The following is a 22,711-nucleotide window of genomic DNA, read 5'->3' as shown; positions in this document are numbered from 1 at the left end:
GCGTCGGCGCACCGGCAACGGCAGGGGAGAGGCTCGATGGGTTCCGTCACCGTCATCACCGGCGGCAGCCGTGGCATCGGCGCCGCCACCGCCCGGCGTCTCGCACTCGCCGGGCATGACATCGCCTTCGGCTACCGGCGCGATCACGACGCCGCCGCGGCGGTGCTCGCCGACGTCCGCGCCGCCGGCCGCCGTGGCCTCGCGCTGCCCGCCGACACCACCGACCCCGACCAGGTGGCCGCGCTCTTCGACGCGGCCGCCGACCTCGGCCAGCTCACCGGCCTGGTGAACAACGCCGGCGTGACCAGCCCGATCGGCCCGTTCGTCGACCTCGACCCCGACGACCTGCGCCGCGTGGTCGACGTCAACCTCATCGGCTATGTGCGCTGCGCCCAGCACGCCGCCCGCCGGATGCGCACTGGCGCCGCCATCGTCAACGTTTCCTCCGCCGCCGCCACCCTGGGCAGCCCGGGCGAGTACGTGCACTACGCCGCCGTGAAGGCCGCCACCGACACGCTCACCATCGGTCTGGCCAAGGAACTCGCTCCACGCGGCATCCGGGTCAACGCGGTGGCCCCGGGCATCATCCGCACCGACATCCACGCCGTCTCCGGCGTACCCGACCGCGCGGACTCCGCCGCCGGACGCGTTCCGCTCGGTCGCGCCGGGGAAGCCGACGAGGTCGCCGGGGCCATCGCCTGGCTGCTCGGCCCCGACGCCTCGTACACCACCGGCGCCGTGCTGCGCGTCGCCGGTGGCCTGTGACCGCAGGCGAACAGCACGGCGACGAACGACGGCCCGGGGCGCACGCCCCGGGCCGTCACGGTCAGCTCGTGAACAACTTCGCCGCTGTGATCACCGTCTGGACCACCCCGTAGCCCAGCAGCACCGACACCACCAGCCAGGAAATCCACAACCGGGCCTGCTGCCCGCGCGGGTCCACCTCGTTCATCGCGTACCGCTCCTCTGCGCAGTCTCCGTCTCGACATCGCCCGCCACGTCCCGGGCCGCGGGTTCGTGGAACCGCTCCGGCACCGGACGGATCAACAGGTTCGCGATGAACCCCACCGCCAGCACCCCGACCATCGTGAACAGCGCCGGCCGGTACGCAGCCGCCGTCAACGTCCCCGGCTCACCCTGCGCGTCGAGGAACCCGTTGACGATCAGCGGCCCGGCGATCCCCGCCGCCGACCACGCCGTCAACAGCCGACCGTGGATCGCGCCCACCTGGAACGTGCCGAACAGGTCCCGCAGATACGCCGGCACCGTCGCGAACCCGCCACCGTAGAAGGAGAGGATCACGCACGCCAACAGCACGAACAGCGCCGTCGCGGCGTGCCCGACCAGCGCCAGCAGCGCGTACAGCACCATGCCGACGCCCAGGTAGACCAGGTAGATCGGCTTGCGGCCGATCACGTCCGACGTCGACGACCACACGAACCGGCCGGCCATGTTGAACAGCGACAGCAACCCGACGAAGCCGCCCGCCGCGGCCACCGACACCGCCGAGGCCCCGTTGTCCCGGAAGAAGTCCTGGATCATCGGGCTGGCCTGCTCCAGGATGCCGATACCGGCGGTCACGTTGCAGAACAGCACCACCCAGAGAAGCCAGAACGAGCGGGTCTTAACCGCGTTGGCCGCCGACACGTTCGCCGCGGTCACCAGCGGCTTCGCCGCGACCTGCGCCGGGTCGAAGCCCGCCGGGCGCCAGTCCGGCGCCGGCACCCGGACGTTGAACACGCCGAACATCATGATCAGGAAGTAGCCGACGCCCAACGTCACGAAGAGCCACACCAGCGCGCTGCCGGAGGCCGTCGAGCCCGCGTTCGCCGGGTCGTACCCGGGGTCGTAGAACGACAGCAGCTGCCGCGACAGCGGGGAGGCCACCATCGCGCCACCACCGAAGCCCATGATCGCCAGCCCGGTCGCCAGGCCGGGCCGGTCCGGAAACCACTTGATCAACGTGGAGACGGGGGAGATGTAGCCGATCCCCAGGCCGATGCCGCCGAGCACGCCGTACCCCAGGTACAGCAGCCACAGCTGCCCCGTCGCGATACCCAGCGCGCCGACCAGAAAGCCCGCCGCCCAGAAACACGCCGAGACGAACATCGCCTTACGCGGCCCGTTCGCCTCCACCCACGTGCCCGCCACCGCGGCCGACAGGCCGAGCATCACGATCGCGATGCTGAAGATGACCCCGATCGCGGTCTGACTCGCGTCGAAGTGCGCGATCAACGAGTTCTTGTACACGCTCGTCGCGTAGACCTGGCCGATGCAGAGATGGATCGCCAACGCCGCCGGCGGAATCAGCCAACGGCTGTAGCCCGGCGGCGCGACGGTGTGCCCACGATCGAGTGCGGAAAGCATGCGCTGCTTCCTCTCCGGTGATGGCGAGAAACCTTCAGGGGAATTCATGCCCCTGATCACGGCTCGCGGCAAACCCGCCCGGGGGTGGCCCGTCGCCGGACGGTTGACCCGGTGAGCCGAACGGTCACTGTGCGCCCCACCCACCGCCGGCGCACCGTGCGAGAACGGCGCGCGTGAGCCTGGTCTTCGGAGGTCGCCGACGTCCACGACGACGCCGTCGACAGCCACCCTCCCGTTCCGTGATCATGAGGGCATGAGCCAGTACTTCCAGGTCGGCCCGCAGGTGCTGTGGAACCCGTCCAACAACGTCGCCGAACTCTTCGTCCGCACCGGCGACGCCCTCGGCCCGCTGCTCGGCCTGCCCACCGGCGTCGGCCCGAACGTCAACGACAACTACCAGATCGACCTCGACGCCTTCGGCGCGTTCGTGACCGCGCTGGCCGACCGGTACCGGTCGAGCACCCACCTGATCCTGCGCTCGCTAATCGAGGGATATCTCGTGACCGCCGTCGTCATGCTGGGCCGAGCCGGTCGCGCCGTGCCGGACCTGGACGCCGCGGCCGCGCCGCATCCGCGTGACGTCTCCGTCGGGCCGGACGGCTTCGGCCGGCAGGCCGAGCCGGGCCGGCTGCGCGCGCTCGTGGCCGAGCACGCCCGCTTGATGCCCTGCTGATCCCGCGCCCCTGGGTGCGGCGGGCACCGGTGAGAATCACCCGCATGCCGCTGACCGTCGCACCCGCCCTCACCCCGGGCCTGATGGCCCGCCTGCCCCAACCCGAGATCGTCGCGGACGGCCTACGGCTGCGGCCGTGGCAGCCGGGCGACCGCGCGGCGGTGCTCGCCGGCTACGCCGACCCGGCCGTCCAACGCTGGCACTGCCGCACGATGGACGACGACGAGGCCCGCGACTGGATCGCCGCCTGGCCCGAGCGGTGGCGGCGGGAGACCGGCGCCGGCTGGGCCATGGTCGACGGCTGCGAGGTGCTCGGCCAGATCAGCCTTCGTCGGCTCGACCTCGCCGACGGCCTGGGGGAGGTCTCCTACTGGGTGCTGCCCGCCGCCCGGGGCCGGCGCAGCGCAGCCCGCTCCCTGTCGGCGCTGGCCGGCTGGTGCTTCACCGCCCTGGGGCTGCACCGGGTGGAGCTGTCCCACTCGAGCGCCAACCCGGCATCCTGTCGGGTGGCCCAGCGCGCCGGCTTCCCCGCCGAGGGCACCAGGCGCGGTGCGGCGTTGCACGCGGACGGCTGGCACGACATGCACGTGCACGCCCGCCTCGCCACCGACCCTGCCTGACGACGGCCACCCACCGCTACCTCGGCACCCGCCGCGTCCTGGTACGGGACGGCAAGGAGTCGCTCTACAGCGCCACCGCCGTCGTCCGGATGGCGATCGTCGACCGGTCGGGGCAGGTGCCCTGAGCGGGCCGGCTTTCATAAGGAAGGTTTACAGTCCGAAGGCGGCGCGGGTAGCGTGCGGAACAGATCGATCACCGCCGATCAGACGAGGCCTGGAGGTATCCGTGCGTCGCCGACCCACCACCATGACGCGGCTGCTGGCCATAGCCGCACTCGGACTACCGTTCGTCCTTCCGGGCGCTCCGGCAGTCGCCACGCCCGCCACCCCGGCCCGACAACTGGGCGAGGTGATCCCCGCGCCGGTCGAGGCCCGCCCCGACGCCCGGGGCACCTTCACGCTCGGCCGGCACACCGTCATCCGCACCTCGCCCGGCTCGGGCGCCGCCTGGCGGGTGGGCCGACAGCTCGCCGAGACGCTGCGCCCCGCGACCGGCTACCCGCTGCCCGTATTGCCGGTGCGGGCCACGCCCCTGCCCGAGATCGCCCTGCTGCTGGGCGGCGCGGACGCACGCGTCGGCCAGGAGGGCTACCAGCTCGACGTCACCCGCCGCGGCGTGACGATCCGGGCGAACACCGCCGCCGGGCTCTTCGCCGGCACCCAGACGCTGCGTCAGCTGCTGCCCGCCGAGATCGAGGCGTCGCAGCGGCAGCGGGTCACCTGGAGCGTTCCCGGCGGCCGGATCGTGGACTACCCGCGCTTCGCCTACCGGGGCGCGATGCTCGACCTGGCCCGACACTTCCACACCGTCGACGAGATCACCGCCTACCTGGACCTGCTCAGCCAGTACAAAATCAACTACCTGCACCTGCACCTCAGCGACGACCAGGGCTGGCGCATCCAGATCGACTCCTGGCCGAGGCTCACCACGGTCGGCGGGGGCCCCGGCACCGGCGTCGACGGCGTCGGACCGGGCTACCTCACCAAGGCCGACTACAAGGCGGTGGTCGCCTACGCCGCCGCCCGGCACATCACCATCGTCCCCGAGATCGACATGCCGGGGCACACCAACGCCGCCCAGTCCACCTACGCCGAGCTCAACTGCGACGGCGTCGCACCGGCGCCGCGTACCGACATCGCGGTCGGCTACAGCTCGCTCTGCATCGACGACGAGCTGACCTACCGCTTCGTCGAGGACGTCATCCGCGAACTCGCCGCGATCACCCCCGGCCCGTTCCTGCACATCGGTGGGGACGAGGCCCACGCCACCACCGACGAGGAGTACCGCACGTTCATGACGCGGGTCCTGCCGCTGGTCGCGAAGTACGGCAAGCGCGCCTACGGCTGGAACGAGGTCATGCAGGTCGACCCGCCGACCGACGTGGTGGCCCAGTTCTGGGGCACCGGCACGACCAACGCCGACCTGGCCGAGGCCGCAGCCCGGGGCAACAAGGTGGTCATGTCACCGGCGAACAAGGCGTACCTCGACATGAAGTACGACCGCAACACCCGCCTCGGCCTCTCCTGGGCCGCCTACATCGAGGTCCGCGACGCCTACGACTGGGACCCGGCGACCCGGGTCGCCGGCGTGGGCGAGCAGGCGATCCTGGGCGTCGAGGCGCCACTGTGGTCGGAGACGCTGCGCAGCCTCGACGACATCGAGTACATGGCCTTCCCGCGTCTGCCCGCGATCGCCGAACTCGGCTGGTCGACGGCGGCGAGCCACGACTGGGAGTCGTTCCGGACGCGGCTGGGGGAGCAGGCGCCGCGCTGGCGCCTGCAGCAGGTCGACTTCTACCCGTCACCGCAGGTGCCGTGGATCTGAGCAGGTGAGGTGGGGGTCCGGCCCGGACCCCCACCCCCGCGGTCTGCCGTACGTCCCGCCCCATCCGATCATTATCCGAGTGTATATACGCGAGGTATACCCTCAGTGTAGTCTCCTCGCATGAGCGTGCCACTGACCCTTCTCGGCCTCCTCGAACGCGAGCCCAGCCACGGGTACGACCTGAAGCGCGACTACGACGCCTTCTTCGGGCGCGGCAAGCCGCTGCCGTTCGGCCAGGTCTACTCCACCCTCAGCCGCCTGGCCCGCGACGGCAAGGTGGTGATCAGCGACGTCGCCCCCGGCTCCGGCCCGGACCGCAAGCGCTACATCATCACCGACCTGGGCGCGACCGAGGTCGAGCATTGGCTGACCCAGCCGGTCGAGCCGGAGCCGCACCTGCAGACGGTGCTCTTCGCCAAGGTCGTGCTCGCGCTGATGCTGGATCGTCCGGCCGACGAATACCTCGACACCCAGCGCAGCGCGCACCTGCATCGGATGCGCGAGCTCACCGAGGTCAAGCGCGCCGGCAACCTGGTCGACGCGCTGCTCGCCGACCACGGCCTCTACCACCTCGAGGCGGATCTGCGGTGGATCGAGATGACCGGCGCCCGACTGGACGCCCTGAGGAAGGCGGTGCGGCCATGAGCGCCGTGATCGAAGCACGCGAGGTGGAGTTCTCCTTCGGCCGAACGCCCGCGCTGCGCGGCGCCAGCGTCGCCGTGGAGGCGGGCGAGATCCTCGCCATCATGGGCCCCAGTGGCTCGGGCAAGTCCACCCTGCTGCACTGCCTGGCCGGCATCCTCGTGCCCGACGCCGGTGAGATCCTCTTTGCCGGGGCCCGGATCGACACCATGGCCGAGACCGAACGCAGCAGCCTGCGCCGGGACCGCTTCGGCTTCGTGTTCCAGTTCGGCCAACTCGTCCCCGAGCTCACCGCGGTGGAGAATGTCGCCCTGCCGCTGCTGCTCAGCGGCGTGCGCCGGGCGCAGGCGCTGCGCAGGGCGCGAGCCTGGTTCGAACGCCTCGGCCTGGACGGCCTGCAGCAGCGCCGGTCGGGTGAGCTGTCCGGCGGGCAGGCACAACGCGTCGCCCTCGCCCGCGGCCTGGTCGCCGAGCCGCAGGTGCTCTTCGCCGACGAGCCGACCGGCGCGCTCGACTCGCTCACCGGCGAGCAGGTCATGGACCTGCTGGTCGACGCCGCCCGCGAGCAGGGCACCACGGTCATCCTGGTTACCCACGAGCCCAGGATCGCGGCGTACGCCGACCGCGAGGTCATGGTCCGCGACGGGCGTGTGAACGCGCCGGACCGGATCGCCTCATGATCGCCTTCGCGTTCCGCCTCGCCGTGGCCGGCGGCCGGGAGGCCCTCACCCGCCTGGTCGTCATCGCCGCCGCCGTCGCGGTCGGCACCGGGCTGCTGCTGACCACCCTCGCCGGGGTCAACGCCGTCAACGCGCAGCTCACCCGCTACGCGTCGGTGTATCCCAGCGCCTCGACCGGCGGCGACGCCGACCCGCTGTGGTGGTCGACCCGCGACGACTACTTCCACGGCAGGCAGATAACCCGGATCGACGTCGCGGCGACCGGCCCGAACGCGCCCACCCCGAACGGCATCCCGGCCACCCCGGCAGCCGGGGAGTACTACGCCTCGCCCTCGCTGCGGACGCTGCTGGCCGCCCACCCGGCCGACCAACTGCGCGACCGCTACCCGGGGCGTGACCTCGGGGTCGTCGGCCCGGCGGCGCTGACCTCACCGGACACCCTGCTGGTCATCGTGGGCGGCACCCCCGACGAGGTCGGCAAGCTGCCCAACGCCAAGCAGGTCACCAGCGTCGGCGACAAACCCGCGCTGCCCGAGACCACGGTGAACCTCATCCTGGGCGTGGTCGCCGGTGGGCTGCTCTTTCCGGTGCTGATCTTCATCGGCACCGCCACCCGGCTCAGTGCTGCCCGACGGGAGCAGCGCTTCGCCGCGATGCGCCTGGTCGGCGCGACACCGAAGCAGATCTCGGTGGTCGCCGCGGTGGAGGCGACCGCGGCCGCCGTCGCCGGCACCGCCGTCGGCTTCCTGCTGTTCTACGCGTTCCGCGGCCCGCTCGCGGGCATCCCGTTCACCGGCATGCCGTTCTTCCCCAGCGACATGTCGCTGGGCGTGCTGGACGTCCTGCTCGTCGCGCTCGGCGTCCCGGCCGGCGCGGCGGTGGCGGCCCAGGTGTCGCTGCGCCGGGTGCGGATCTCACCGCTGGGCGTCACCCGCCGGGTCACCCCCCGCGCCCCCCGCGCGTACCGGTTGATCCCGGCCGTGCTCGGTGTCGCTGTGCTGTTCTTCGCTCTCGGCTTCCGGCCCGAGACGTCCGACGGCCAGACGGCGGTGTTCCTGCCCGGCCTGCTGCTCATCATGGCCGGCCTGGTCTTCGCCGGCCCGTGGCTGACGATGGTCGGCGCCCGCGTCATGGCCCGGTACGCCAGCCGCCCCGCCACGCTCATCGCCGCGCGACGCCTCGCCGACAACCCGAAGGCCGGCTTCCGGGCGATCAGCGGGATCATGCTCGCGCTCTTCGTCACGAGCGTGGCCGTCGGCGTGATCACCACGATCGTCGCCAACCGCGGCCCGGCCCCGGTCGGCTCGACCGACGCGGGCACCGTGACCACCGTCTTCGACGAGAAGGCATCGTCGGTGCCCGACACGCTCTTCGCCGAGCTACACGCGATCAGCGGCGTGCGGTCCGCGACCGCGATCCGCGAGAACCCGGTCCTGACCGGCTCCAGCGAGGTCGGGGTGATCGCGTGCACCGACCTCCCGGGCGCGTACGGCCGGTGCGCCGAGGGCGCCACCGTCGCCGAGGTGCCGTTGGGCCTCAGCCTCTGGCAGGAATCGGCGTCGTCCACAAAGTTCTGGCACACCGCGTCGGTCACGCTCGACGAGCTTCAGCGGCTGCCGGTGGTGTCGATCGTCGTCGGCACGGACGGGTCCGCCACCGCCATCGAGCGCACCCGCACCGTGCTCGAGATCGCGTACCCGACCTTCTGGGTGGGGCCGAACGTGCCCGGTGACTTCGAGTCGGACTTCGCCAACACGCTGCGCGGCTGGGAACAACTGGCCAACGTCATCATCATCGCCAGCCTCGCGCTCGGCGGGTGCAGCCTCGCGGTCAGCGTGATCGGCGGCCTCACCGAACGCCGGCGTCCGTTCAGCCTGCTGCGCCTCAGCGGCGCACCGGTGCGGGTCCTGCGCAGGGTGGTCGCGCTGGAGAGCGCCGTACCGATGCTCGCCGTCGCCGCCATCGCCATCGGGATGGGCCTGCTCGCCGCCCACCTGTTCCTCCGGGCGCAGATGGACTACACGCTCGTCGCGCCGGAACCGCGCTTCTACGTGATCATCGTCGTCGGGTTGGCCACCTGCCTCGGCGTCATCGCCGCCACGATGCCGCTGCTGGAGCGCGTCACCGGACCGGAGACCGCACGAAGCGAGTAACCCTCCCACCAGGCGCGGCCGGGTGGGAGGGCGCACGGGCCGCTCGGCGCCCCGTCGCTGCGCACCCGGCCGCGCCGCCGCGGGTCACCCGGACCCGCGGCGACGCGGCGCCGCGGCCGGATCAGCCGTTCGCCGCGGGCTGCTGCGGCGGCAGGTCGACCGGGTACGGCTGGTCGAAGTCGGCCGACCGGCTGACCTGCTCCCACGCGCTGGCCTCGGCGATCTGCTTCCGCGAGTAGTCCAGTGCCATCGTCGCCGCGAGGGCGCCGATCGGCAGGTGGGACGGCAGGTCGCCGCGGTGCACCATGCGCACCAGGATCTCGGCGGCGCGCTTGGGGTCGCCGGCGGTCAGCAGCGGGTTGTTCTGCCGGCGCAGGCCCACCGTGTCCGCGTACTCCGGCGGGACGTCGTGCACCGTCATCGACGAGCCCGCCCAGTCGGTGGCGAAGCCGCTGGGCTCGACGACGAGGGTGCGGATGCCGAACGGGGCCGTCTCGGCGGCGAGGACCCGGGTGAAGCCGTCGACGGCGAACTTCGCCGCCTGGTAGGAGCCCAGGCCGGGGCTGCCGCCGACCCGCCCGCCGATGGACGAGAACTGGATGATCGTGCCGCCGCGCTGCGCCCGCAGCACCGGCAGCGCCGCCTTCGACACGTGGTAGACGCCCCAGAAGTTCGTGTCGAACTGGCGTCGGAAGTCCTCGTCGGCACCGGTTTCGATCGGTGCGAGGTTCGCGTATCCGGCGTTGTTGACGACCACGTCGATGCGGTCGAAGCGGTCGACCGCGGTCTGGACAGCCGCCACGGCCGCAGCCTGGTCGCTCACGTCGAGGGCCACCGGCAGGATGCGGTCTCCGTACTGCTCGACCAGGTCGGCGAGCTGCTCGGGCGTCCGCGCGGTGGCCACGACCTGATCGCCGGCATCGAGGGCGGCGGTGGTGAGGGCCCGCCCGAAGCCGCGGGTCGAGCCGGTGATGAACCATGTCGTTGCCATGCACCTAGCGAAACACGGTTTCGTTATTAGTGCAACCGAGTTGTGTTAAGATGGATGTGATGTTCCCGACCCCTCCGAAACGTGCCCGCAGCGGCGAGGCCAAGCAGCTTCGCGAACGCACCATCCTCGACGCGGCGCGCTCCCTCGGCGCCCAGCACAGCGTCCGCGAGGTGACCCTCACCGACATCGCGGCAGCCGTCGGCATGCACAAGTCCGCCATGCTGCGCTACTTCGAGACCCGCGAGCAGATCTTCCTGACCCTCACCGCCGAGGGGTGGCGCGAGTGGTCCGCCGCCGTCCGCGCGGCCCTCGACACCCTCGACCCGGCCACCCCCGAGACCATCGGGGCCACCCTCGCCGAGACGCTGACCGCTCGCCCCTTCTTCTGCGACCTGCTCTCCCAGGCCCCGCTGAACCTCGAACGCAACGTGTCACTCGACGCCGCCCACCGGTTCAAGACGATCGCCCTGAGCCAGGTCGCCGCGATCGTCGAGGAGCTGCGCCGGCACCTCGACATCACCGAGCGCCAAGCGGTCGATGTCGTCGCCACCGCCACGAGCATGGCCGGCGCCCTCTGGCAGATGGCCGCCCCCGGCACCCAGCTGCGCACCCTCTACGAGACCCACCCCGAGCTCGCCCACGCCGCGGTCGACGTCGGCCCCCAGCTCACCCGCATCCTGACCGCGTTGCTGACCGGGATGCGGGCCGGCGCCGAAGCCACCACCTGACCGGCGGGCCCCGCACCACCAGCGTGTGCCACGCCCACCGGACGCGGGGCGTGGGCAACTGTCGGCCCGGTGTGGCACCATCCAGCACGTGACCAGCAGACCCGCCGAGGAGCAGCACCTGCGTGACCTCGCCCGGCTGCGCCGCGTCCGCGACCGCATCGACAGGGAATTCGCCAAACCCCTCGACGTCGAGGCGCTCGCCCGCGGGGCCAACATGTCCGCTGGGCACCTCAGCCGCCAGTTCCGCCAGGCCTACGGCGAATCGCCCTACTCCTACCTCATGACCCGCCGCATCGAACGGGCCATGGCACTGCTGCGCCGCGGCGACCTCACCGTCACCGAGGTCTGTTTCGCCGTCGGCTGCTCGTCGCTGGGCACCTTCAGCACCCGCTTCACCGAGCTGGTCGGCGTGCCGCCGAGCACCTACCGGGCCCAGACCGCCCCCGCCACCGCGGAGATCCCCCCGTGCCTGGCCAAACAGGTCACCAGACCGATCAGGAATCGAGAAGCGCGGGCCAGCCAGCCGCAACTAGCGTGACGGCCATGAACATCACCATTCACTACGCCTTCCTCCCGCAGACCGACCCGGAGGCCGCCCTGGCCTTCTACCGCGACACCCTCGGCTTCGAGGTTCGCAACGACGTCGGCTACTCCGGGATGCGCTGGCTCACGGTCGGCCCCGCCAATCAGCCGGGCACCTCCATCGTCCTGCACCCGCCGGCCGCCGATCCCGGCATCACCGACGACGAGCGCCGCACCATCCTCGAACTGATCGCCAAGGGCAGCTACGGCGCCATCACCCTGGCCACCGACGACCTCGACGGCCTCTTCGAGCGACTGCAGGCCAGCGACGCCGAGGTCGTCCAGGAGCCCACCGAGCAGCCGTACGGTGTCCGCGACTGCGCCTTCCGCGATCCCACCGGCAACCTCATCCGCATCAACGAACTGCGCTGAGCCGCCCGCGCTCACCACCCTGGTCCGCACCACCGGCACAGATGGAGACACGATGAGCATGGCCACCCGGTCGCCCGGGCTGCACGACGCCGACAGCCACGATCTGATCCGCGTGCAGGGCGCGCGCGAGAACAACCTCAAGGACGTCAGCGTCGAGATCCCGAAGCGGCGGCTGACCGTCTTCACCGGCGTCTCCGGCTCGGGAAAGAGCTCGCTGGTCTTCGGCACCATCGCCGCCGAGTCACAGCGGATGATCAACGAGACCTACAGCGCGTTCCTGCAGGGCTTCATGCCGACGCTGTCCCGCCCCGAGGTCGACGTGCTCGAGGGGCTGACGACGGCGATCATCGTCGACCAGGAACGGATGGGTGCCAACCCCCGCTCCACCGTCGGCACCGCCACCGACGCCAACGCGATGCTGCGCATCCTCTTCAGCCGACTCGGACAGCCGCACATCGGCTCGCCCAACGCCTACTCGTTCAACGTCCCCTCGGTGAAGGCCAGCGGCGCGATCACCGTCGAGCGCGGCGCTGGCAGGACGAAGACCGAGAAGGCGACCTTCAACCGTCTCGGCGGCATGTGCCCGCGCTGCGAGGGCATGGGCTCGGTCAACGACATCGACCTGGCCCAGCTCTACGACGACAGCAAGTCGCTCAACGAGGGCGCCATCACCATCCCCGGCTACAGCATGGAGGGCTGGTACGGCCGCATCTTCCGCGGCTGCGGCTACTTCGACCCCGACAAGCCGATCCGCAAGTACACCAAGAAGGAACTGCACGACCTGCTCCACCGGGAACCAACCAAGATCAAGGTCGACGGGATCAACCTGACGTACGCCGGCCTCATCCCGCAGATCCAGAAGTCGTTCCTGTCCAAGGACGTCGACGCCCTGCAGCCGCACATCCGCGCCTTCGTGGAGCGCGCGGTGACCTTCACGACCTGCCCCGAGTGCGACGGCACCCGCCTCAGCAAGGAGGCCCGGTCGTCGAAGATCAACGGGAAGAACATCGCCGACGCCTGCGCGATGCAGATCAGCGACCTCGCCGACTGGGTCCGGAAACTCGACGAGCCCTCGGTGGCCCCGCTGCTCACCGGCCTGCAGCACCTCCTCGACTCGTTCGCGGAGATCGGCCTGGGATACCTCTCGCTCGACCGGCCGGCGGGCACCCTGTCCGGGGGAGAGGCCCAGCGCACCAAGATGATCCGCCACCTCGGCTCCTCGCTCACCGACGTCACGTACGTCTTCGACGAGCCCACGATCGGCCTGCACCCCCACGACATCCAGCGGATGAACAACCTGCTGCTGCGACTGCGGGACAAGGGCAACACCGTGCTCGTGGTCGAGCACAAGCCCGAGACGATCGCGATCGCCGACCACGTCGTCGACCTCGGCCCCGGCGCCGGCACGGGCGGCGGCACCATCTGCTACGAGGGCCCCCTGGCGGGGCTGCGCAGCAGCGACACCATCACCGGACGCCACCTCGACGACCGGGCGAGCCTCAAGGAATCGGTGCGTGCCGCCGCCGGCGCGCTGGAGGTCCGCGGCGCGTCGACGCACAACCTGCAGGACGTGGATGTCGACATCCCGCTCGGGGTGCTCTGCGTCCTCACCGGCGTCGCCGGCTCCGGCAAGAGCTCGTTGATCCACGGCTCGGTCGCCGGCCGTGACGGCGTCGTGGTCATCGACCAGGGTGCGATCCGCGGATCGCGACGCAGCAACCCCGCCACCTACACCGGCCTGCTCGACCCGATCCGCAAGGCTTTCGCCAAGGCCAACGGCGTGAAGCCGGCTCTCTTCAGCTCCAACTCCGAGGGCGCCTGCCCCGCCTGCAACGGCGCCGGCGTCATCTACACCGACCTGGGCGTCATGGCCACCGTCGAAACCACCTGCGAGGAGTGCGAGGGCCGGCGTTTCCAGGCCTCGGTGCTGGAATACACGCTGGGCGGCCGCAACATCGCCGAAGTGCTCGCGATGCCGGTGACCGAGGCCGAGGAGTTCTTCGGCGACGGAGAAGCCCGCACCCCGGCCGCCCACAAGATCCTCGACCGGCTCGCCGACGTCGGACTCGGCTACCTCACCCTCGGCCAGCCACTCACCACCCTCTCCGGCGGTGAGCGCCAGCGGCTCAAGCTGGCCACCCAGATGGCCGAGAAGGGTGACATCTACGTCCTCGACGAGCCGACCACCGGCCTGCACCTCGCCGACGTCGAGCAACTGCTCGGCCTGCTCGACCGGCTCGTCGACTCCGGCAAGTCGGTCATCGTCATCGAACACCACCAGGCGGTCATGGCCCACGCCGACTGGATCATCGACCTAGGACCGGGCGCCGGCCACGACGGCGGCCGGATCGTCTTCGAGGGCACCCCCGCCGACCTCGTCGCCGCCCGCGCCACCCTCACCGGCGAGCACCTCGCCGACTACGTCAGCCGCTGACCGTCATCCACAGCCCGAGGCGGGGAGGCCGCAGCGCCGCCCCGCCTCGGCCGGGCCTTCTTCCGCCCCGTCACCGGGGGTTAGGCTTCGACGCATGTCCAGCTGGCGATGGCACGGCCGGGCGGCGAACACGGCCCTGATCCTCGGAGTCGGCCTGGTCGCCCTCGTCGGCCTGCTGGCCCAGTCACGCGGCATCGACACCACCACCGACTGGGCGGCGCTGCTGGCCGTGCTGGCCGCCACCGGCGCGCTGCACCTGCGCCGCCGTCACCCGGTGGCGGTGGGCGTGGTGGCTCTGGCCGCCGTCGGCGCGTACGGGGCGTTGCTGCACCGCCCCGGCCCCATCATGCTGGTCTTCGTCGTCGCGCTCTACACCGTCGTCGACGAGGGCCACCTCGCGGTCGCCATCGGGCTCGGTCTCGCCTCCGTGGCCGCCTTCGCCCTCGCGGACAACTACGACCCCACCGCCAACACCGCGAACGGGGCCACGCTGCTGCACGCCGGCTGGCTCATCGCGGTCATCGTCGGCGTGACCCGCAACCGCCGGGCCTACCTCGCCGAGGCGCAGGCCCGGGCCCTCGCCGCCGAGCAGGGCAGGGAGGAGGAGGCCCGGCGCCGGGCCACCGAGGAGCGGCTGCGCATCGCCCGCGAGCTGCACGACGCCCTCGGCCACCACCTGTCACTGATCAACGTGCAGGCCAGCGCCGCGCTGCACCGCCCCGACCCCACCCGTTCCCTGCAGGCGCTCACCGCCATCAAACAGACCAGCAAGGACACGCTGCGCGAGTTGCGCACGACGCTCGGCATCCTGCGGCAGGAGAGCGAAGCGTCGAAAATGCCCGCACCCGGCCTGCACCGCCTCCACGAACTGGTCAGCACGGCCGGGCATTCCGGGCTGGCCATCCGCACCGAACTCACCGAGACCCGGCCCCTGCCGCCGGAGGTCGACCTGGCGGCGTACCGGATCGTCCAGGAGGCGCTGACCAACGTCACCCGGCACGCCGGCGCGACCACCGCGGTGATCCGGGTCCGACCCGACCGCGACGGCGTGCTGGTGGAGGTCGACGACGACGGCACCGGCACACCGGGCCGGCCCGGCAACGGGATCCTCGGCATGGGGGAGCGGGCCCGAGCGCTGGGCGGCTCGCTCACCACCGGCCCCGGGCCGGACGGCGGCTTCCGGGTGCACGCCCGACTCCCGCTGCGCCCCACACCGGCAGGAGCGCCGGCGTGATCCGAGTGCTGCTCGCCGACGACCAGACCCTGGTACGCGCCGGCTTCCGATCCATCCTCGACGGCGAGGACGGCATCGAGGTGGTCGGCGAAGGCGTCGACGGCGCCGAGGCGGTCCGGCTCGCCCGGCAGCTGCGACCGGACGTCGCCCTGCTCGACATCCGGATGCCGCGGCTGGACGGCCTGGCAGCCACCCGGGAAATCACCGCGAACTCCGACGTCCGCGTGATCATCCTGACCACGTTCGACCTGGACGACTACGTCTACGGCGCGCTGCGCGCCGGCGCGAGCGGCTTCCTGGTCAAGGACACCGAGCCGGCGGAGCTGATCCACGGGGTGCGGGTGGTCGCCCGCGGTGACGCGCTGATCGCGCCGTCGATCACCCGCCGGCTGATCTCCGAGTTCGCCGCCCGGGCCACACACCCGGACCCGAGGCCACGGCTGAGCGCGCTCACCGAGCGGGAACGTGAGGTGATGGCGCTGGTCGCCGCCGGCCTCTCCAACGACGAGATCGCGGCGCGGCTGGTGCTGAGCCCGGCCACCGCGAAGACACACGTCAGCCGGATCATGACCAAGGCCCAGGTCCGGGACCGTGCCCAGTTGGTGATCCTCGCGTACGAGTCGGGCCTGACCGTCCCCGGCTGGCTCGCCGGCCCCTGACAACGTACCGGCGGGGGAGAGCACCCTGCTACGGCACCCGCCACGCCCGAGCAGGCGGTGTCAACGCGCCTGCCCGGGCGTGGCGGGACCGGCAGGCACCCGAGCCGTTGGTCAGCCGGCACGGCGGGCGCGGGCCAGCGCCAGCCCACCCAGGACGATGCCGACCACCCCCACCACCAGGGCCACGAAGGCCCCGCCTCGGCCGTTGCCGGTGCCGACACCACCGTCGGAGGTGGCCACCACCAGCCCACCGAGGACGACGCCGATCAGCCCCGCCACCAGGGCCACGAGGCCGCCGCCTCGGCCGTTGGCGGTGCCGATCCGGGTGGCGGGACGGGCCAGCGCCAGCCCACCGATGACAACGCCGATCAGGCCCACCACGGCGGCCACGGAGGCCCCGAGACGCCCGGCGCTCATGGTGAAGGCGTCGGCGGCGACCGGCTGGAACGAGACGTGCGCGGCCGCCGGGGCGGCGAGCCCGAAGCCCCCGAGCAGGACGGTCGGGGTGGTGGCAAGCAGGTGACGGACGTACATCGAGGATCCCCTTTTGCTCGCAGGACGGGTACAGGCGGCAGCGTATGTACCGGCGAGGTCACCCGTCGTCATGCCGCAGTTGCGGGTGGGCGTACCACCGGGGTTGTCAACAATCGGGGCTTCGTACCTCCGGGGTTGTCCCGCCGACCGGCTCGACCTCCCAGCCTGCTCGCGTTTCGACCGACGAAGGCCGATCCTTTCCCCATGCGGTCGACGATCTTCTTGCTGGAGTGTCTGGTCCGGGCGGGGATGCGCGATGTCGTCACAGTGGAGCCGGCGACGGGTGGGGTAGCGGCGCTCGCGGGCATAGCCACCCGCCGAGAGGCGCCACCGGTGTTCGTCAAGGCCTTCGCCGACCCGCCGGCCGATGACGTCTTCGTCGCGGAGGCCGAAGGGCTGGCCGTCCTGCACGAACTCGGAGGCGTGGCGACACCCGAGGTGATCATGGCGGGTCGAGAACTGCTTGTGCTGTCGGTGCTGCGGCCGAGGCCGCGCAGCGAGACCTTCTGGGAGCAGTTGGCGCATGCGCTCGCCCGCCTGCACATGAGCACCACACATCCTCGCTTCGGATGGCACCGCGACAACTGGCTGGGTCGGCGCCGGCAGATCAACACGTGGGATGACGACGGCTTCGCATTCTTCGCACAGCACCGGCTGCTTCGGTGGCTCGGACAGCCCCGCGTCGAGGCGGCACTCGACCGCGGAGACCGGGCGGCGCTGGAGCGGCTGTGTCACCGACTGCCCGAACTGCTGCCGGACCGGCCGGCATGCCTGACGCACGGTGACCTGTGGGCACAGAACGTCCTGGCCACACCGACGGGGGAGCCCGCGCTGATCGACCCGGCCGTGTCCTACATGTGGGCCGAGGTCGACCTCGCGCACGTGTGGTCCACCTCGCCCCCGCACGAGGCGCACCGGTTCTTCGAGGTCTATGCGGAGCTGACCTGCCTCGACGACGACTGGCGGGCCCGCATGCCGATCATCCAGCTGCGGCAACACCTCGCCGTGCTGGCCCAGTTCGACGACGACTGGGGCGCGGCCGAACAGATCCGTGCCACCCTCGCCCCGTTCCGGACGCGAACCTGACCAGAGGCCCGACGGCTGATGTCGCAGTCGAGTTCCGGTGTTGAGCTCCGACTGCCGCGAGCCTGGAGAGAAACCACGACACCTGTCAATGGGATAGCGGAAAATTCCGGCAGAGCGAGAAGGCCCACCCGAAAACATCCTTCGGCGTCCCAGCACAGCTTGACTACCGCCATGACCATCAATCGCCGCACGCTACTCGGCAGGGTCGCCGTGGTCGGCGCTGCCACGGCGACCGGCGCCCTGCTCACCCCCGGTGCCGCGCGGGCCGCGTCCTGGAAGAAGCGCCTCACCGGCGCGGATCTGGACACCAACCACCGGTGGCGGGTCGCGGGCACCGACCTCGGCATCCCCTACGTGCTGGAGAACGGCTCCATCGGCTACCTCTTCGGTGACACCTTCAACACTCCGTGGCCGGAGGGTCCGCCGCTGCCCAACGACTGGCGCTCACCGGTGATGCTGCGCTCCAACATCCACCCCGGCGCCGCCGGCGGCGTCGTCTTCGACAGCGCGGCCCGGGTCACCGGCGACGGGCGGGCGCCCGAGCTGATGCACAACGGCCACAACGGAGTCGGCATCGATGGTCTGTGGGAGGTGACCGTCATCCCCAACGACGGCATCAGCTTCCCGGAGACCGGCCGCCAGCTCATCTCGTACATGAGCATCGAGAACTGGGTCTCCGCCGGGCCCGCCGGGCCGCACTGGCGGTCGCGCTACGCCGGCCTGGCCTACAGCGACAACGGCAACGACTTCATTCGTACGCCGCTGAAGTGGTGGAACAACGGGAGCAACACCGACCCGTTCCAGATGTGGACGATGCAACGCCACGGGGACTGGGTGTACGTCTTCTCGGTGCGCTCGGGACGCCAGGACGGCCCGATGATGCTGCGCCGGGTCCGCTGGGACCGGCTGTTCTACCCCGAGTCGTACGAGGGCTGGGGCTGGAACGGCAGCAATTGGGGCTGGGGGCGGCCCTGCACGCCGATCCTGAGCGGCCGCTTCGGCGAGCCGTCGGTCCGGCGGCTGGCCGACGGCACCTGGGTGCTGTCCTACCTCAACTGCGCCACCGGCTGCATCGTCACCCGCACGGCGGGCGGGCCCGACCAGGTCTGGACGCCGGAGAAGGTGCAGGTCACCTCCTGGCAGGAGCCGGGGCTCTACGGCGGTTTCATCCACCCGAGTTCGAGCCGGCAGGCCAACGACCTGCACCTGATGGTCTCGAAGTGGACCAGGACGCCCGACGGGCGGAGTACGGCCTACCACGTCAGCCAGTTCGTCGGCACCGCCTGAGCGGCGCTGCGGGTCCGCACCAGTAGGTTCGATAATGTACATTATGTCAAGTAGACCGGATCGGGGGTCTCCTCGATCGGGGCCGGTGGCCCGAGATACGTCGCCACCGCGGTCGCCCTCTGCGTGACGGAGCCGGGCGCGATCGCGACCAGCTCGTGGCCGTGCTCGACGTACACCTGAGTGTGCACGCGCGCGAACTCCAGTGACTCGGCGAGGCTGATCCGGCGCGCCGCCGTCGGTGTCACGAAGCCCAACGGCTCGACCAGGAAAACCTGGCGTTGGTAGATCCCCTTCAGGGCGACCCGGTTCACCTCGGCGGCCAGCGTCGGACTCACCGGCCGACCCAGGTAACGCGCCAGCGCCAGGGTGCACAGTGGTGAGCGGTCGTAGACCTGCACGTGGCCGCGCGCGTCGGCCGCCTGCTGGCGGTGCCGCTGAAGGCGCACGACGGCCTCGACGAAGCCGGGCTCGCGCCACGGCTCGTCGCTGCCCCGCCCCTGCCGCACGGCGATCACATCGGTCGCCGCCTCGGTGACGACGGGATATCCCCGCCGCCGAAGCTCCTCGGCGATGCTGGTCTTACCCGCCCCCGGCGCCCCGGTCAGCACATATCGGCGCATCTCCGCACTCCCCTCGCCTGTCGTAAAACGCGAAAATCATGCATAATATCCCTTATGCATGACAAACAGGACAACTCGGTGGCCTACCTGATCGAGGAGTTCCTGACCGCTCGGGCCACCCGCAAGCCCTCCCCACACACGCTGGAGGCGTACCGGCGAGACCTGCGCACCGTCGCTGCGCTGGCCGGGGACGGGCTCACCCCTCCCCTCCCCCTCGACGTGCTGCCCGTCGACGCCCTCTCCCCCCGCGTCATGCGGGCCGCGTTCGCCGCGTTCGCCGCGCCCCGCGCCGCCGCGTCCGTCCACCGTGCCTGGTCCACCTGGAACACCTTCTTCACCTTCCTCGTCGCCGAGGGCGTGGTAGCGGGAAATCCGATGCCGGCGGTGGGCCGCCCTCGCACGCCGCTCCCCCAACCCAAGCCACTGCGAGGTGAGGACACGCCGGAGGAGTTGCTCGCCGCGGTCGTCCGCGAGGCCGGCCGGCAGCGCGACCCCTGGCCGGAGCGCGACCTCGCCGTGCTGGCGGTGGCGCTCTGCGCCGGGCTGCGCCTGAGCGAGCTGTTGGCGCTGCGGGTGGCGTCCCTGGCCGGTCGCGTCGGTGAGCGCCGGATCGAGGTGCTCGGCAAGGGTGGGCGGCCGCGTTCGGTGCCGATCGAGGACGGCCTGGACCGGGTGTTGGCCGGCTACCTGGACAGCCGCCGGCGTCGGTTCGGGGCGCGCAGTGTCCGGCCGGATTCGCCGCTGCTGGTGGACCGCCGAGGTGAGGCGCTGCGCCGGGGTGGGCTCCAGTACCTGGTGGAGTCATGCTACCGGCGGGCGGGCATCACCGACCGGGTGCCGCGCGGGGCGCGGTTGCACGCGTTGCGGCACACGTTCGCGACGCGGCTGGCGGAGGACGGGGCGAGCGCGGCGGAGATCATGCGCCTGCTGGGGCACGCGTCGTTGGCGGCGTCGCAGACGTACATCGAGGTGACGGCGGGTCAGCAGCGCGCGGCGGTGCGGTCCAACCGGACCAACCGCGCGCTGGCCTTCCCCGCGCCTGCGGGGTAGCTGTCGTCACGGTGGGCCGGGGGCCGGTGCGCGACGATCGTCCGTGGCATCGCGGTCTCGTTCGGCGCCGGAGAGGAACTCGTAGCAGACAAGGGCGACGAGGAATGCGGTGAGCAGGCCGAGGGCGATCATGCCGGGCAGGAACCGGCCGGCGGGTAGGAGCAGCAGTACCGCGCCGGGGGCGAGGAGTTGTCCCGGTGTCGCGCATCGGAGGCTGAGGCTGAGGAACATCGCCCGGCCTGCGAGGTACAGGGCCGTCCCGCCGAACAGCGCGACGGCCGGGATCCAGCCCAGGGGTGGGTCGGCGCCGCCGTGGGCCTGCTGGTGGGTCAGTCGGGCGAGCACCTGCTCGACCCCGAGCGCCAGGTAGATGGTCCCGGCGATCAGCGGGAAGTGGGCGACGCTGTAGGCGTTGGTGGCCATCCGGCCCCGTTCCGCGCCGGTCTGCGTCCTCAGCGTCTGCTCCGCGGTCGTCGCGCTTCGCGAGTACAGCCGGTACAGGCACACCGTGACGGCGAGGGTGAGCAGTGCGGCCAGCAGGACAGGTCGGTGGGTCATGCCGGCCCCGACGCCGGCGCCCACCGAGATCAGGGATTCGCCGAGCGCGATGATCACGACGAGGCTGTGCCGCTCGGTGAAGTGGCCCGGGCTGCGTACCGGCCAGCCGCTGAGGTTGGCGGCGAGCACTCCGCCGGAGAGGTCGACGACGAGGGCTGTGGTCCAGAGCAGGATCTGTGTGGTGCCGCCGTACATGGCGCCGAGGACGAGCGGGATCCAGGACAGCACGGTGGTGAGGGTGTAGTAGCGGATGGTCGTGCGCAGCCTCCGGTTGCCCGCCGCCGACCAGTGGTAGAGGGCCAGGTGGGTCGACCTCAGCACGATGTAGGCCAGGACCATTGTCAGCCGGGGTTCCGTCGTTCCCGGGCCGGATTCCCAGACCTCTGGGATGACCAGCGCGGTGAGGAAGACGGCGGCCATCGCGGCGGTGGTGCCGACGCGCAGTGGCCCGGCGTCGATTCGGGCGTAGTTTCCCAGCCAGGCGTAGACCAGCCAGGAGATCCACAACAGCAGCAGGACGACGAGTCCCTGGATCAGGGTCTCCGGGGTGGGCCGCGCGGTCATGAACTGGGTGACCCGGATGAGGGCGAAGACGAACACCAGGTCGAAGAAGATCTCGAAGAGGGTCGTCCGGTGGGTCTCCGCGGTCATGACCGCGCCTGACCGCTGGATCCGCCCCATCCCGTCATCTTCGTGCGTCGCGACCCCGAGCGGGCTTCTTCGGCCGGCTTGCGCGGGCCTGGCCGTTGCGGCGTCCGGGTTCGGCACGGCGCGACCGGCTCAGCATCGCTCGGGCGGCGCTCCGGCCGGCCGGGTCCGGCTGGGGCGGCTGTCCCTGGTGCGCGGCGGGCGCGTCGAGCCGGCCGGCGGGTGGCGGCGGGTCAGTGGGCGCGGTGTCCGGTGCCGTCGGCGGTGGTGGGTAGCGGGCCGAGCACGGCGTTGACGAGGTGGATGCGGGCGCCGGTGGCCTGGTAGTCGGCGCAGACGGCGTCGGCTTTGGCCTTGTCGTCGGCGAAGCGGGTGCTGGTGCCGGTGCGGGTGACGGTGAGGTTGGTGCCGTCGACGGTGGTGGCGGTGCCGGCGGTGACGAGTTCGTCGACGGTGTGGGTGCCGGTGATCAGGTGCGCTTTGAGCAGGGTGCGCAGCTTCTCGTGGTCCCGGGTCATCAGGGTGTCCCAGGTGTCGTCGTTGAACTTCGCGGCGAAGGCGTCGTCGGTGGGTGCGAGCAGGGTGATGCCGTCGCGGTCGAGGTCGGTGAGCAGGCCGCTGGCGCGCATTGCCGCTTCGAAGGTGGTGATGGTGGGGATCCAGCGCAGCGCGTCGTCGACGGGCTGCCCGGCGAGGAAGGTGGGGTTGCCGGGTTCGGTGCCGGTGGGCAGGGCGGCGCAGAGCGGCCCGCTGACCTGCACTGCCGCTACGGCGGCCGGGCTCGGGTCGGGGTTGGCGTCGTCGTTGGTGCAGGCGGCGGTGAGGGCGAGCAGCAGGGCCGCCGCGGCGAGGCGGGCGGCGCGCCGCGGGGTGCTGGTGCGGGGGTACGACACGGCGGTCTCCACTGGCTCGGGTGTGGTGCCGGCAGGGCGGGCGTGGGGCCCGTCCTGCCGGCACCTGTCACCGGG

At 71.6% G+C, this 22,711-nt stretch carries 23 protein-coding genes; 16 read left to right on the top strand and 7 right to left on the bottom strand.

From position 1 onward, the window contains the following. Nucleotides 1-36 precede the first annotated feature (36 nt). Entirely contained in the window at nucleotides 37-765 is a 729-nt protein-coding gene (locus tag ACIP9D_RS31755) for an SDR family oxidoreductase (protein WP_350874431.1), read from the top strand. A 61-nt stretch (nucleotides 766-826) separates the two neighbouring features. On the opposite strand, the gene ACIP9D_RS31750 is transcribed toward ACIP9D_RS31755, so the two are convergent. Both ACIP9D_RS31750 and ACIP9D_RS31745 read right to left on the bottom strand, forming a co-directional pair. Beyond that, nucleotides 827-952 carry a hypothetical protein gene (locus ACIP9D_RS31750; RefSeq protein WP_350874432.1) on the bottom strand — a complete coding sequence of 42 codons (126 nt, stop codon included), beginning with the start codon at nucleotides 950-952 and terminating at the stop codon, nucleotides 827-829. Continuing rightward, nucleotides 949-2,367: an OFA family MFS transporter gene (locus ACIP9D_RS31745; protein ID WP_350874434.1), complete on the bottom strand. Its 1,419-nt coding sequence runs from the start codon at nucleotides 2,365-2,367 to the stop codon at nucleotides 949-951. Before ACIP9D_RS31745 ends, ACIP9D_RS31750 begins: the two co-directional genes overlap by 4 nt. A 253-nt stretch (nucleotides 2,368-2,620) precedes the next feature. Here ACIP9D_RS31745 and ACIP9D_RS31740 point away from each other — a divergent pair, with 253 nt between their 5' ends. The 6 genes from ACIP9D_RS31740 to ACIP9D_RS31715 all read left to right on the top strand — a co-directional run bounded on the left by ACIP9D_RS31740 (nucleotide 2,621) and on the right by ACIP9D_RS31715 (nucleotide 8,960). Beyond that, complete coding sequence (locus ACIP9D_RS31740; RefSeq protein ID WP_350874435.1) at nucleotides 2,621-3,040, top strand: DUF6086 family protein; 420 nt, start codon at nucleotides 2,621-2,623, stop codon at nucleotides 3,038-3,040. Between the two features lie 44 nt (nucleotides 3,041-3,084). Then, on the top strand, nucleotides 3,085-3,660 hold the full coding sequence (locus ACIP9D_RS31735) for a GNAT family N-acetyltransferase (protein WP_350874436.1): 576 nt from the start codon (nucleotides 3,085-3,087) through the stop codon (nucleotides 3,658-3,660). A 226-nt stretch (nucleotides 3,661-3,886) separates the two neighbouring features. Then, the gene (locus tag ACIP9D_RS31730; protein WP_350874438.1) at nucleotides 3,887-5,485 is read left to right on the top strand and encodes a beta-N-acetylhexosaminidase; all 1,599 of its coding nucleotides are present in this window, start codon (nucleotides 3,887-3,889) and stop codon (nucleotides 5,483-5,485) included. A 120-nt stretch (nucleotides 5,486-5,605) separates the two neighbouring features. Then, nucleotides 5,606-6,130 (top strand): PadR family transcriptional regulator, encoded by a 525-nt coding sequence (locus tag ACIP9D_RS31725; RefSeq protein ID WP_350874440.1) that lies wholly within the window; start codon nucleotides 5,606-5,608, stop codon nucleotides 6,128-6,130. After that, nucleotides 6,127-6,807 (top strand): ABC transporter ATP-binding protein, encoded by a 681-nt coding sequence (locus ACIP9D_RS31720; protein WP_350874441.1) that lies wholly within the window; start codon nucleotides 6,127-6,129, stop codon nucleotides 6,805-6,807. Before ACIP9D_RS31725 ends, ACIP9D_RS31720 begins: the two co-directional genes overlap by 4 nt. Further along, nucleotides 6,804-8,960, top strand: a complete 2,157-nt coding sequence (locus ACIP9D_RS31715; RefSeq protein ID WP_350874442.1) for an FtsX-like permease family protein — start codon at nucleotides 6,804-6,806, stop codon at nucleotides 8,958-8,960. Before ACIP9D_RS31720 ends, ACIP9D_RS31715 begins: the two co-directional genes overlap by 4 nt. Nucleotides 8,961-9,081: 121 nt before the next feature. Here the strand turns inward: ACIP9D_RS31715 and ACIP9D_RS31710 are convergent, their stop codons facing one another. Then, nucleotides 9,082-9,951, bottom strand: coding sequence for an SDR family NAD(P)-dependent oxidoreductase (locus ACIP9D_RS31710; RefSeq protein ID WP_350874443.1), 870 nt, complete (start codon nucleotides 9,949-9,951; stop codon nucleotides 9,082-9,084). Nucleotides 9,952-10,010: 59 nt separating this feature from the next. Here ACIP9D_RS31710 and ACIP9D_RS31705 point away from each other — a divergent pair, with 59 nt between their 5' ends. The 6 genes from ACIP9D_RS31705 to ACIP9D_RS31680 all read left to right on the top strand — a co-directional run bounded on the left by ACIP9D_RS31705 (nucleotide 10,011) and on the right by ACIP9D_RS31680 (nucleotide 15,960). Next, nucleotides 10,011-10,679 (top strand): TetR family transcriptional regulator, encoded by a 669-nt coding sequence (locus tag ACIP9D_RS31705; RefSeq protein WP_350874445.1) that lies wholly within the window; start codon nucleotides 10,011-10,013, stop codon nucleotides 10,677-10,679. Nucleotides 10,680-10,767: 88 nt separating this feature from the next. Next, on the top strand, nucleotides 10,768-11,217 hold the full coding sequence (locus tag ACIP9D_RS31700) for a helix-turn-helix transcriptional regulator (RefSeq protein ID WP_350874447.1): 450 nt from the start codon (nucleotides 10,768-10,770) through the stop codon (nucleotides 11,215-11,217). A 5-nt stretch (nucleotides 11,218-11,222) separates the two neighbouring features. Then, the gene (locus ACIP9D_RS31695) at nucleotides 11,223-11,633 is read left to right on the top strand and encodes a VOC family protein (protein ID WP_350874448.1); all 411 of its coding nucleotides are present in this window, start codon (nucleotides 11,223-11,225) and stop codon (nucleotides 11,631-11,633) included. A gap of 52 nt (nucleotides 11,634-11,685) precedes the next feature. Next, entirely contained in the window at nucleotides 11,686-14,067 is a 2,382-nt protein-coding gene (locus ACIP9D_RS31690; RefSeq protein ID WP_350874449.1) for an excinuclease ABC subunit UvrA, read from the top strand. A gap of 94 nt (nucleotides 14,068-14,161) precedes the next feature. Continuing rightward, nucleotides 14,162-15,301, top strand: coding sequence for a sensor histidine kinase (locus ACIP9D_RS31685; RefSeq protein WP_350874450.1), 1,140 nt, complete (start codon nucleotides 14,162-14,164; stop codon nucleotides 15,299-15,301). Continuing rightward, a complete protein-coding gene (locus ACIP9D_RS31680) occupies nucleotides 15,298-15,960 on the top strand; it encodes a response regulator transcription factor (protein ID WP_350874451.1) in 663 nt (220 codons plus the stop codon). Before ACIP9D_RS31685 ends, ACIP9D_RS31680 begins: the two co-directional genes overlap by 4 nt. A 111-nt stretch (nucleotides 15,961-16,071) precedes the next feature. On the opposite strand, the gene ACIP9D_RS31675 is transcribed toward ACIP9D_RS31680, so the two are convergent. After that, nucleotides 16,072-16,494: a DUF6223 family protein gene (locus ACIP9D_RS31675; RefSeq protein WP_350874452.1), complete on the bottom strand. Its 423-nt coding sequence runs from the start codon at nucleotides 16,492-16,494 to the stop codon at nucleotides 16,072-16,074. A gap of 135 nt (nucleotides 16,495-16,629) precedes the next feature. On the opposite strand from ACIP9D_RS31675, the gene ACIP9D_RS31670 reads away from it, so the two are divergent. Beyond that, on the top strand, nucleotides 16,630-17,580 hold the full coding sequence (locus tag ACIP9D_RS31670; protein ID WP_350874453.1) for a fructosamine kinase family protein: 951 nt from the start codon (nucleotides 16,630-16,632) through the stop codon (nucleotides 17,578-17,580). 171 nt (nucleotides 17,581-17,751) lie between these two features. Next, a complete protein-coding gene (locus ACIP9D_RS31665; RefSeq protein WP_350874454.1) occupies nucleotides 17,752-18,867 on the top strand; it encodes a DUF4185 domain-containing protein in 1,116 nt (371 codons plus the stop codon). A gap of 41 nt (nucleotides 18,868-18,908) precedes the next feature. Here the strand turns inward: ACIP9D_RS31665 and ACIP9D_RS31660 are convergent, their stop codons facing one another. After that, on the bottom strand, nucleotides 18,909-19,487 hold the full coding sequence (locus tag ACIP9D_RS31660) for an AAA family ATPase (protein ID WP_350874456.1): 579 nt from the start codon (nucleotides 19,485-19,487) through the stop codon (nucleotides 18,909-18,911). 54 nt (nucleotides 19,488-19,541) lie between these two features. Here ACIP9D_RS31660 and ACIP9D_RS31655 point away from each other — a divergent pair, with 54 nt between their 5' ends. Then, the gene (locus ACIP9D_RS31655) at nucleotides 19,542-20,537 is read left to right on the top strand and encodes a tyrosine-type recombinase/integrase (RefSeq protein WP_350874458.1); all 996 of its coding nucleotides are present in this window, start codon (nucleotides 19,542-19,544) and stop codon (nucleotides 20,535-20,537) included. A gap of 6 nt (nucleotides 20,538-20,543) precedes the next feature. Here the strand turns inward: ACIP9D_RS31655 and ACIP9D_RS31650 are convergent, their stop codons facing one another. After that, nucleotides 20,544-21,746, bottom strand: coding sequence for a low temperature requirement protein A (locus ACIP9D_RS31650; RefSeq protein ID WP_350874459.1), 1,203 nt, complete (start codon nucleotides 21,744-21,746; stop codon nucleotides 20,544-20,546). 230 nt (nucleotides 21,747-21,976) lie between these two features. Beyond that, entirely contained in the window at nucleotides 21,977-22,636 is a 660-nt protein-coding gene (locus ACIP9D_RS31645; RefSeq protein ID WP_350874461.1) for a fasciclin domain-containing protein, read from the bottom strand. Nucleotides 22,637-22,711: the final 75 nt, after the last annotated feature.

The organism is Micromonospora sp. NPDC093243, from assembly GCF_044753725.1.
Classification (GTDB): Bacteria; Actinomycetota; Actinomycetes; order Mycobacteriales; family Micromonosporaceae; genus Micromonospora.
This window is presented reverse-complemented; position numbering and strand designations above follow the sequence as displayed.

Excerpts from the sequence above, each read along its gene's own strand:
- ACIP9D_RS31755 (WP_350874431.1), top strand. The coding sequence starts at position 37 with ATGGGTTCCGTCACCGTCATCACCGGCGGCAGCCGTGGCATCGGCGCC.
- ACIP9D_RS31750 (WP_350874432.1), bottom strand. The coding sequence starts at position 952 with ATGAACGAGGTGGACCCGCGCGGGCAGCAGGCCCGGTTGTGGATTTCC.
- ACIP9D_RS31745 (WP_350874434.1), bottom strand. The coding sequence starts at position 2,367 with ATGCTTTCCGCACTCGATCGTGGGCACACCGTCGCGCCGCCGGGCTAC.
- ACIP9D_RS31740 (WP_350874435.1), top strand. The coding sequence starts at position 2,621 with ATGAGCCAGTACTTCCAGGTCGGCCCGCAGGTGCTGTGGAACCCGTCC.
- ACIP9D_RS31735 (WP_350874436.1), top strand. The coding sequence starts at position 3,085 with ATGCCGCTGACCGTCGCACCCGCCCTCACCCCGGGCCTGATGGCCCGC.
- ACIP9D_RS31725 (WP_350874440.1), top strand. The coding sequence starts at position 5,606 with ATGAGCGTGCCACTGACCCTTCTCGGCCTCCTCGAACGCGAGCCCAGC.
- ACIP9D_RS31720 (WP_350874441.1), top strand. The coding sequence starts at position 6,127 with ATGAGCGCCGTGATCGAAGCACGCGAGGTGGAGTTCTCCTTCGGCCGA.
- ACIP9D_RS31715 (WP_350874442.1), top strand. The coding sequence starts at position 6,804 with ATGATCGCCTTCGCGTTCCGCCTCGCCGTGGCCGGCGGCCGGGAGGCC.
- ACIP9D_RS31710 (WP_350874443.1), bottom strand. The coding sequence starts at position 9,951 with ATGGCAACGACATGGTTCATCACCGGCTCGACCCGCGGCTTCGGGCGG.
- ACIP9D_RS31705 (WP_350874445.1), top strand. The coding sequence starts at position 10,011 with ATGTTCCCGACCCCTCCGAAACGTGCCCGCAGCGGCGAGGCCAAGCAG.
- ACIP9D_RS31695 (WP_350874448.1), top strand. The coding sequence starts at position 11,223 with ATGAACATCACCATTCACTACGCCTTCCTCCCGCAGACCGACCCGGAG.
- ACIP9D_RS31690 (WP_350874449.1), top strand. The coding sequence starts at position 11,686 with ATGAGCATGGCCACCCGGTCGCCCGGGCTGCACGACGCCGACAGCCAC.
- ACIP9D_RS31685 (WP_350874450.1), top strand. The coding sequence starts at position 14,162 with ATGTCCAGCTGGCGATGGCACGGCCGGGCGGCGAACACGGCCCTGATC.
- ACIP9D_RS31675 (WP_350874452.1), bottom strand. The coding sequence starts at position 16,494 with ATGTACGTCCGTCACCTGCTTGCCACCACCCCGACCGTCCTGCTCGGG.
- ACIP9D_RS31665 (WP_350874454.1), top strand. The coding sequence starts at position 17,752 with ATGACCATCAATCGCCGCACGCTACTCGGCAGGGTCGCCGTGGTCGGC.
- ACIP9D_RS31660 (WP_350874456.1), bottom strand. The coding sequence starts at position 19,487 with ATGCGCCGATATGTGCTGACCGGGGCGCCGGGGGCGGGTAAGACCAGC.
- ACIP9D_RS31655 (WP_350874458.1), top strand. The coding sequence starts at position 19,542 with ATGCATGACAAACAGGACAACTCGGTGGCCTACCTGATCGAGGAGTTC.
- ACIP9D_RS31650 (WP_350874459.1), bottom strand. The coding sequence starts at position 21,746 with ATGACCGCGGAGACCCACCGGACGACCCTCTTCGAGATCTTCTTCGAC.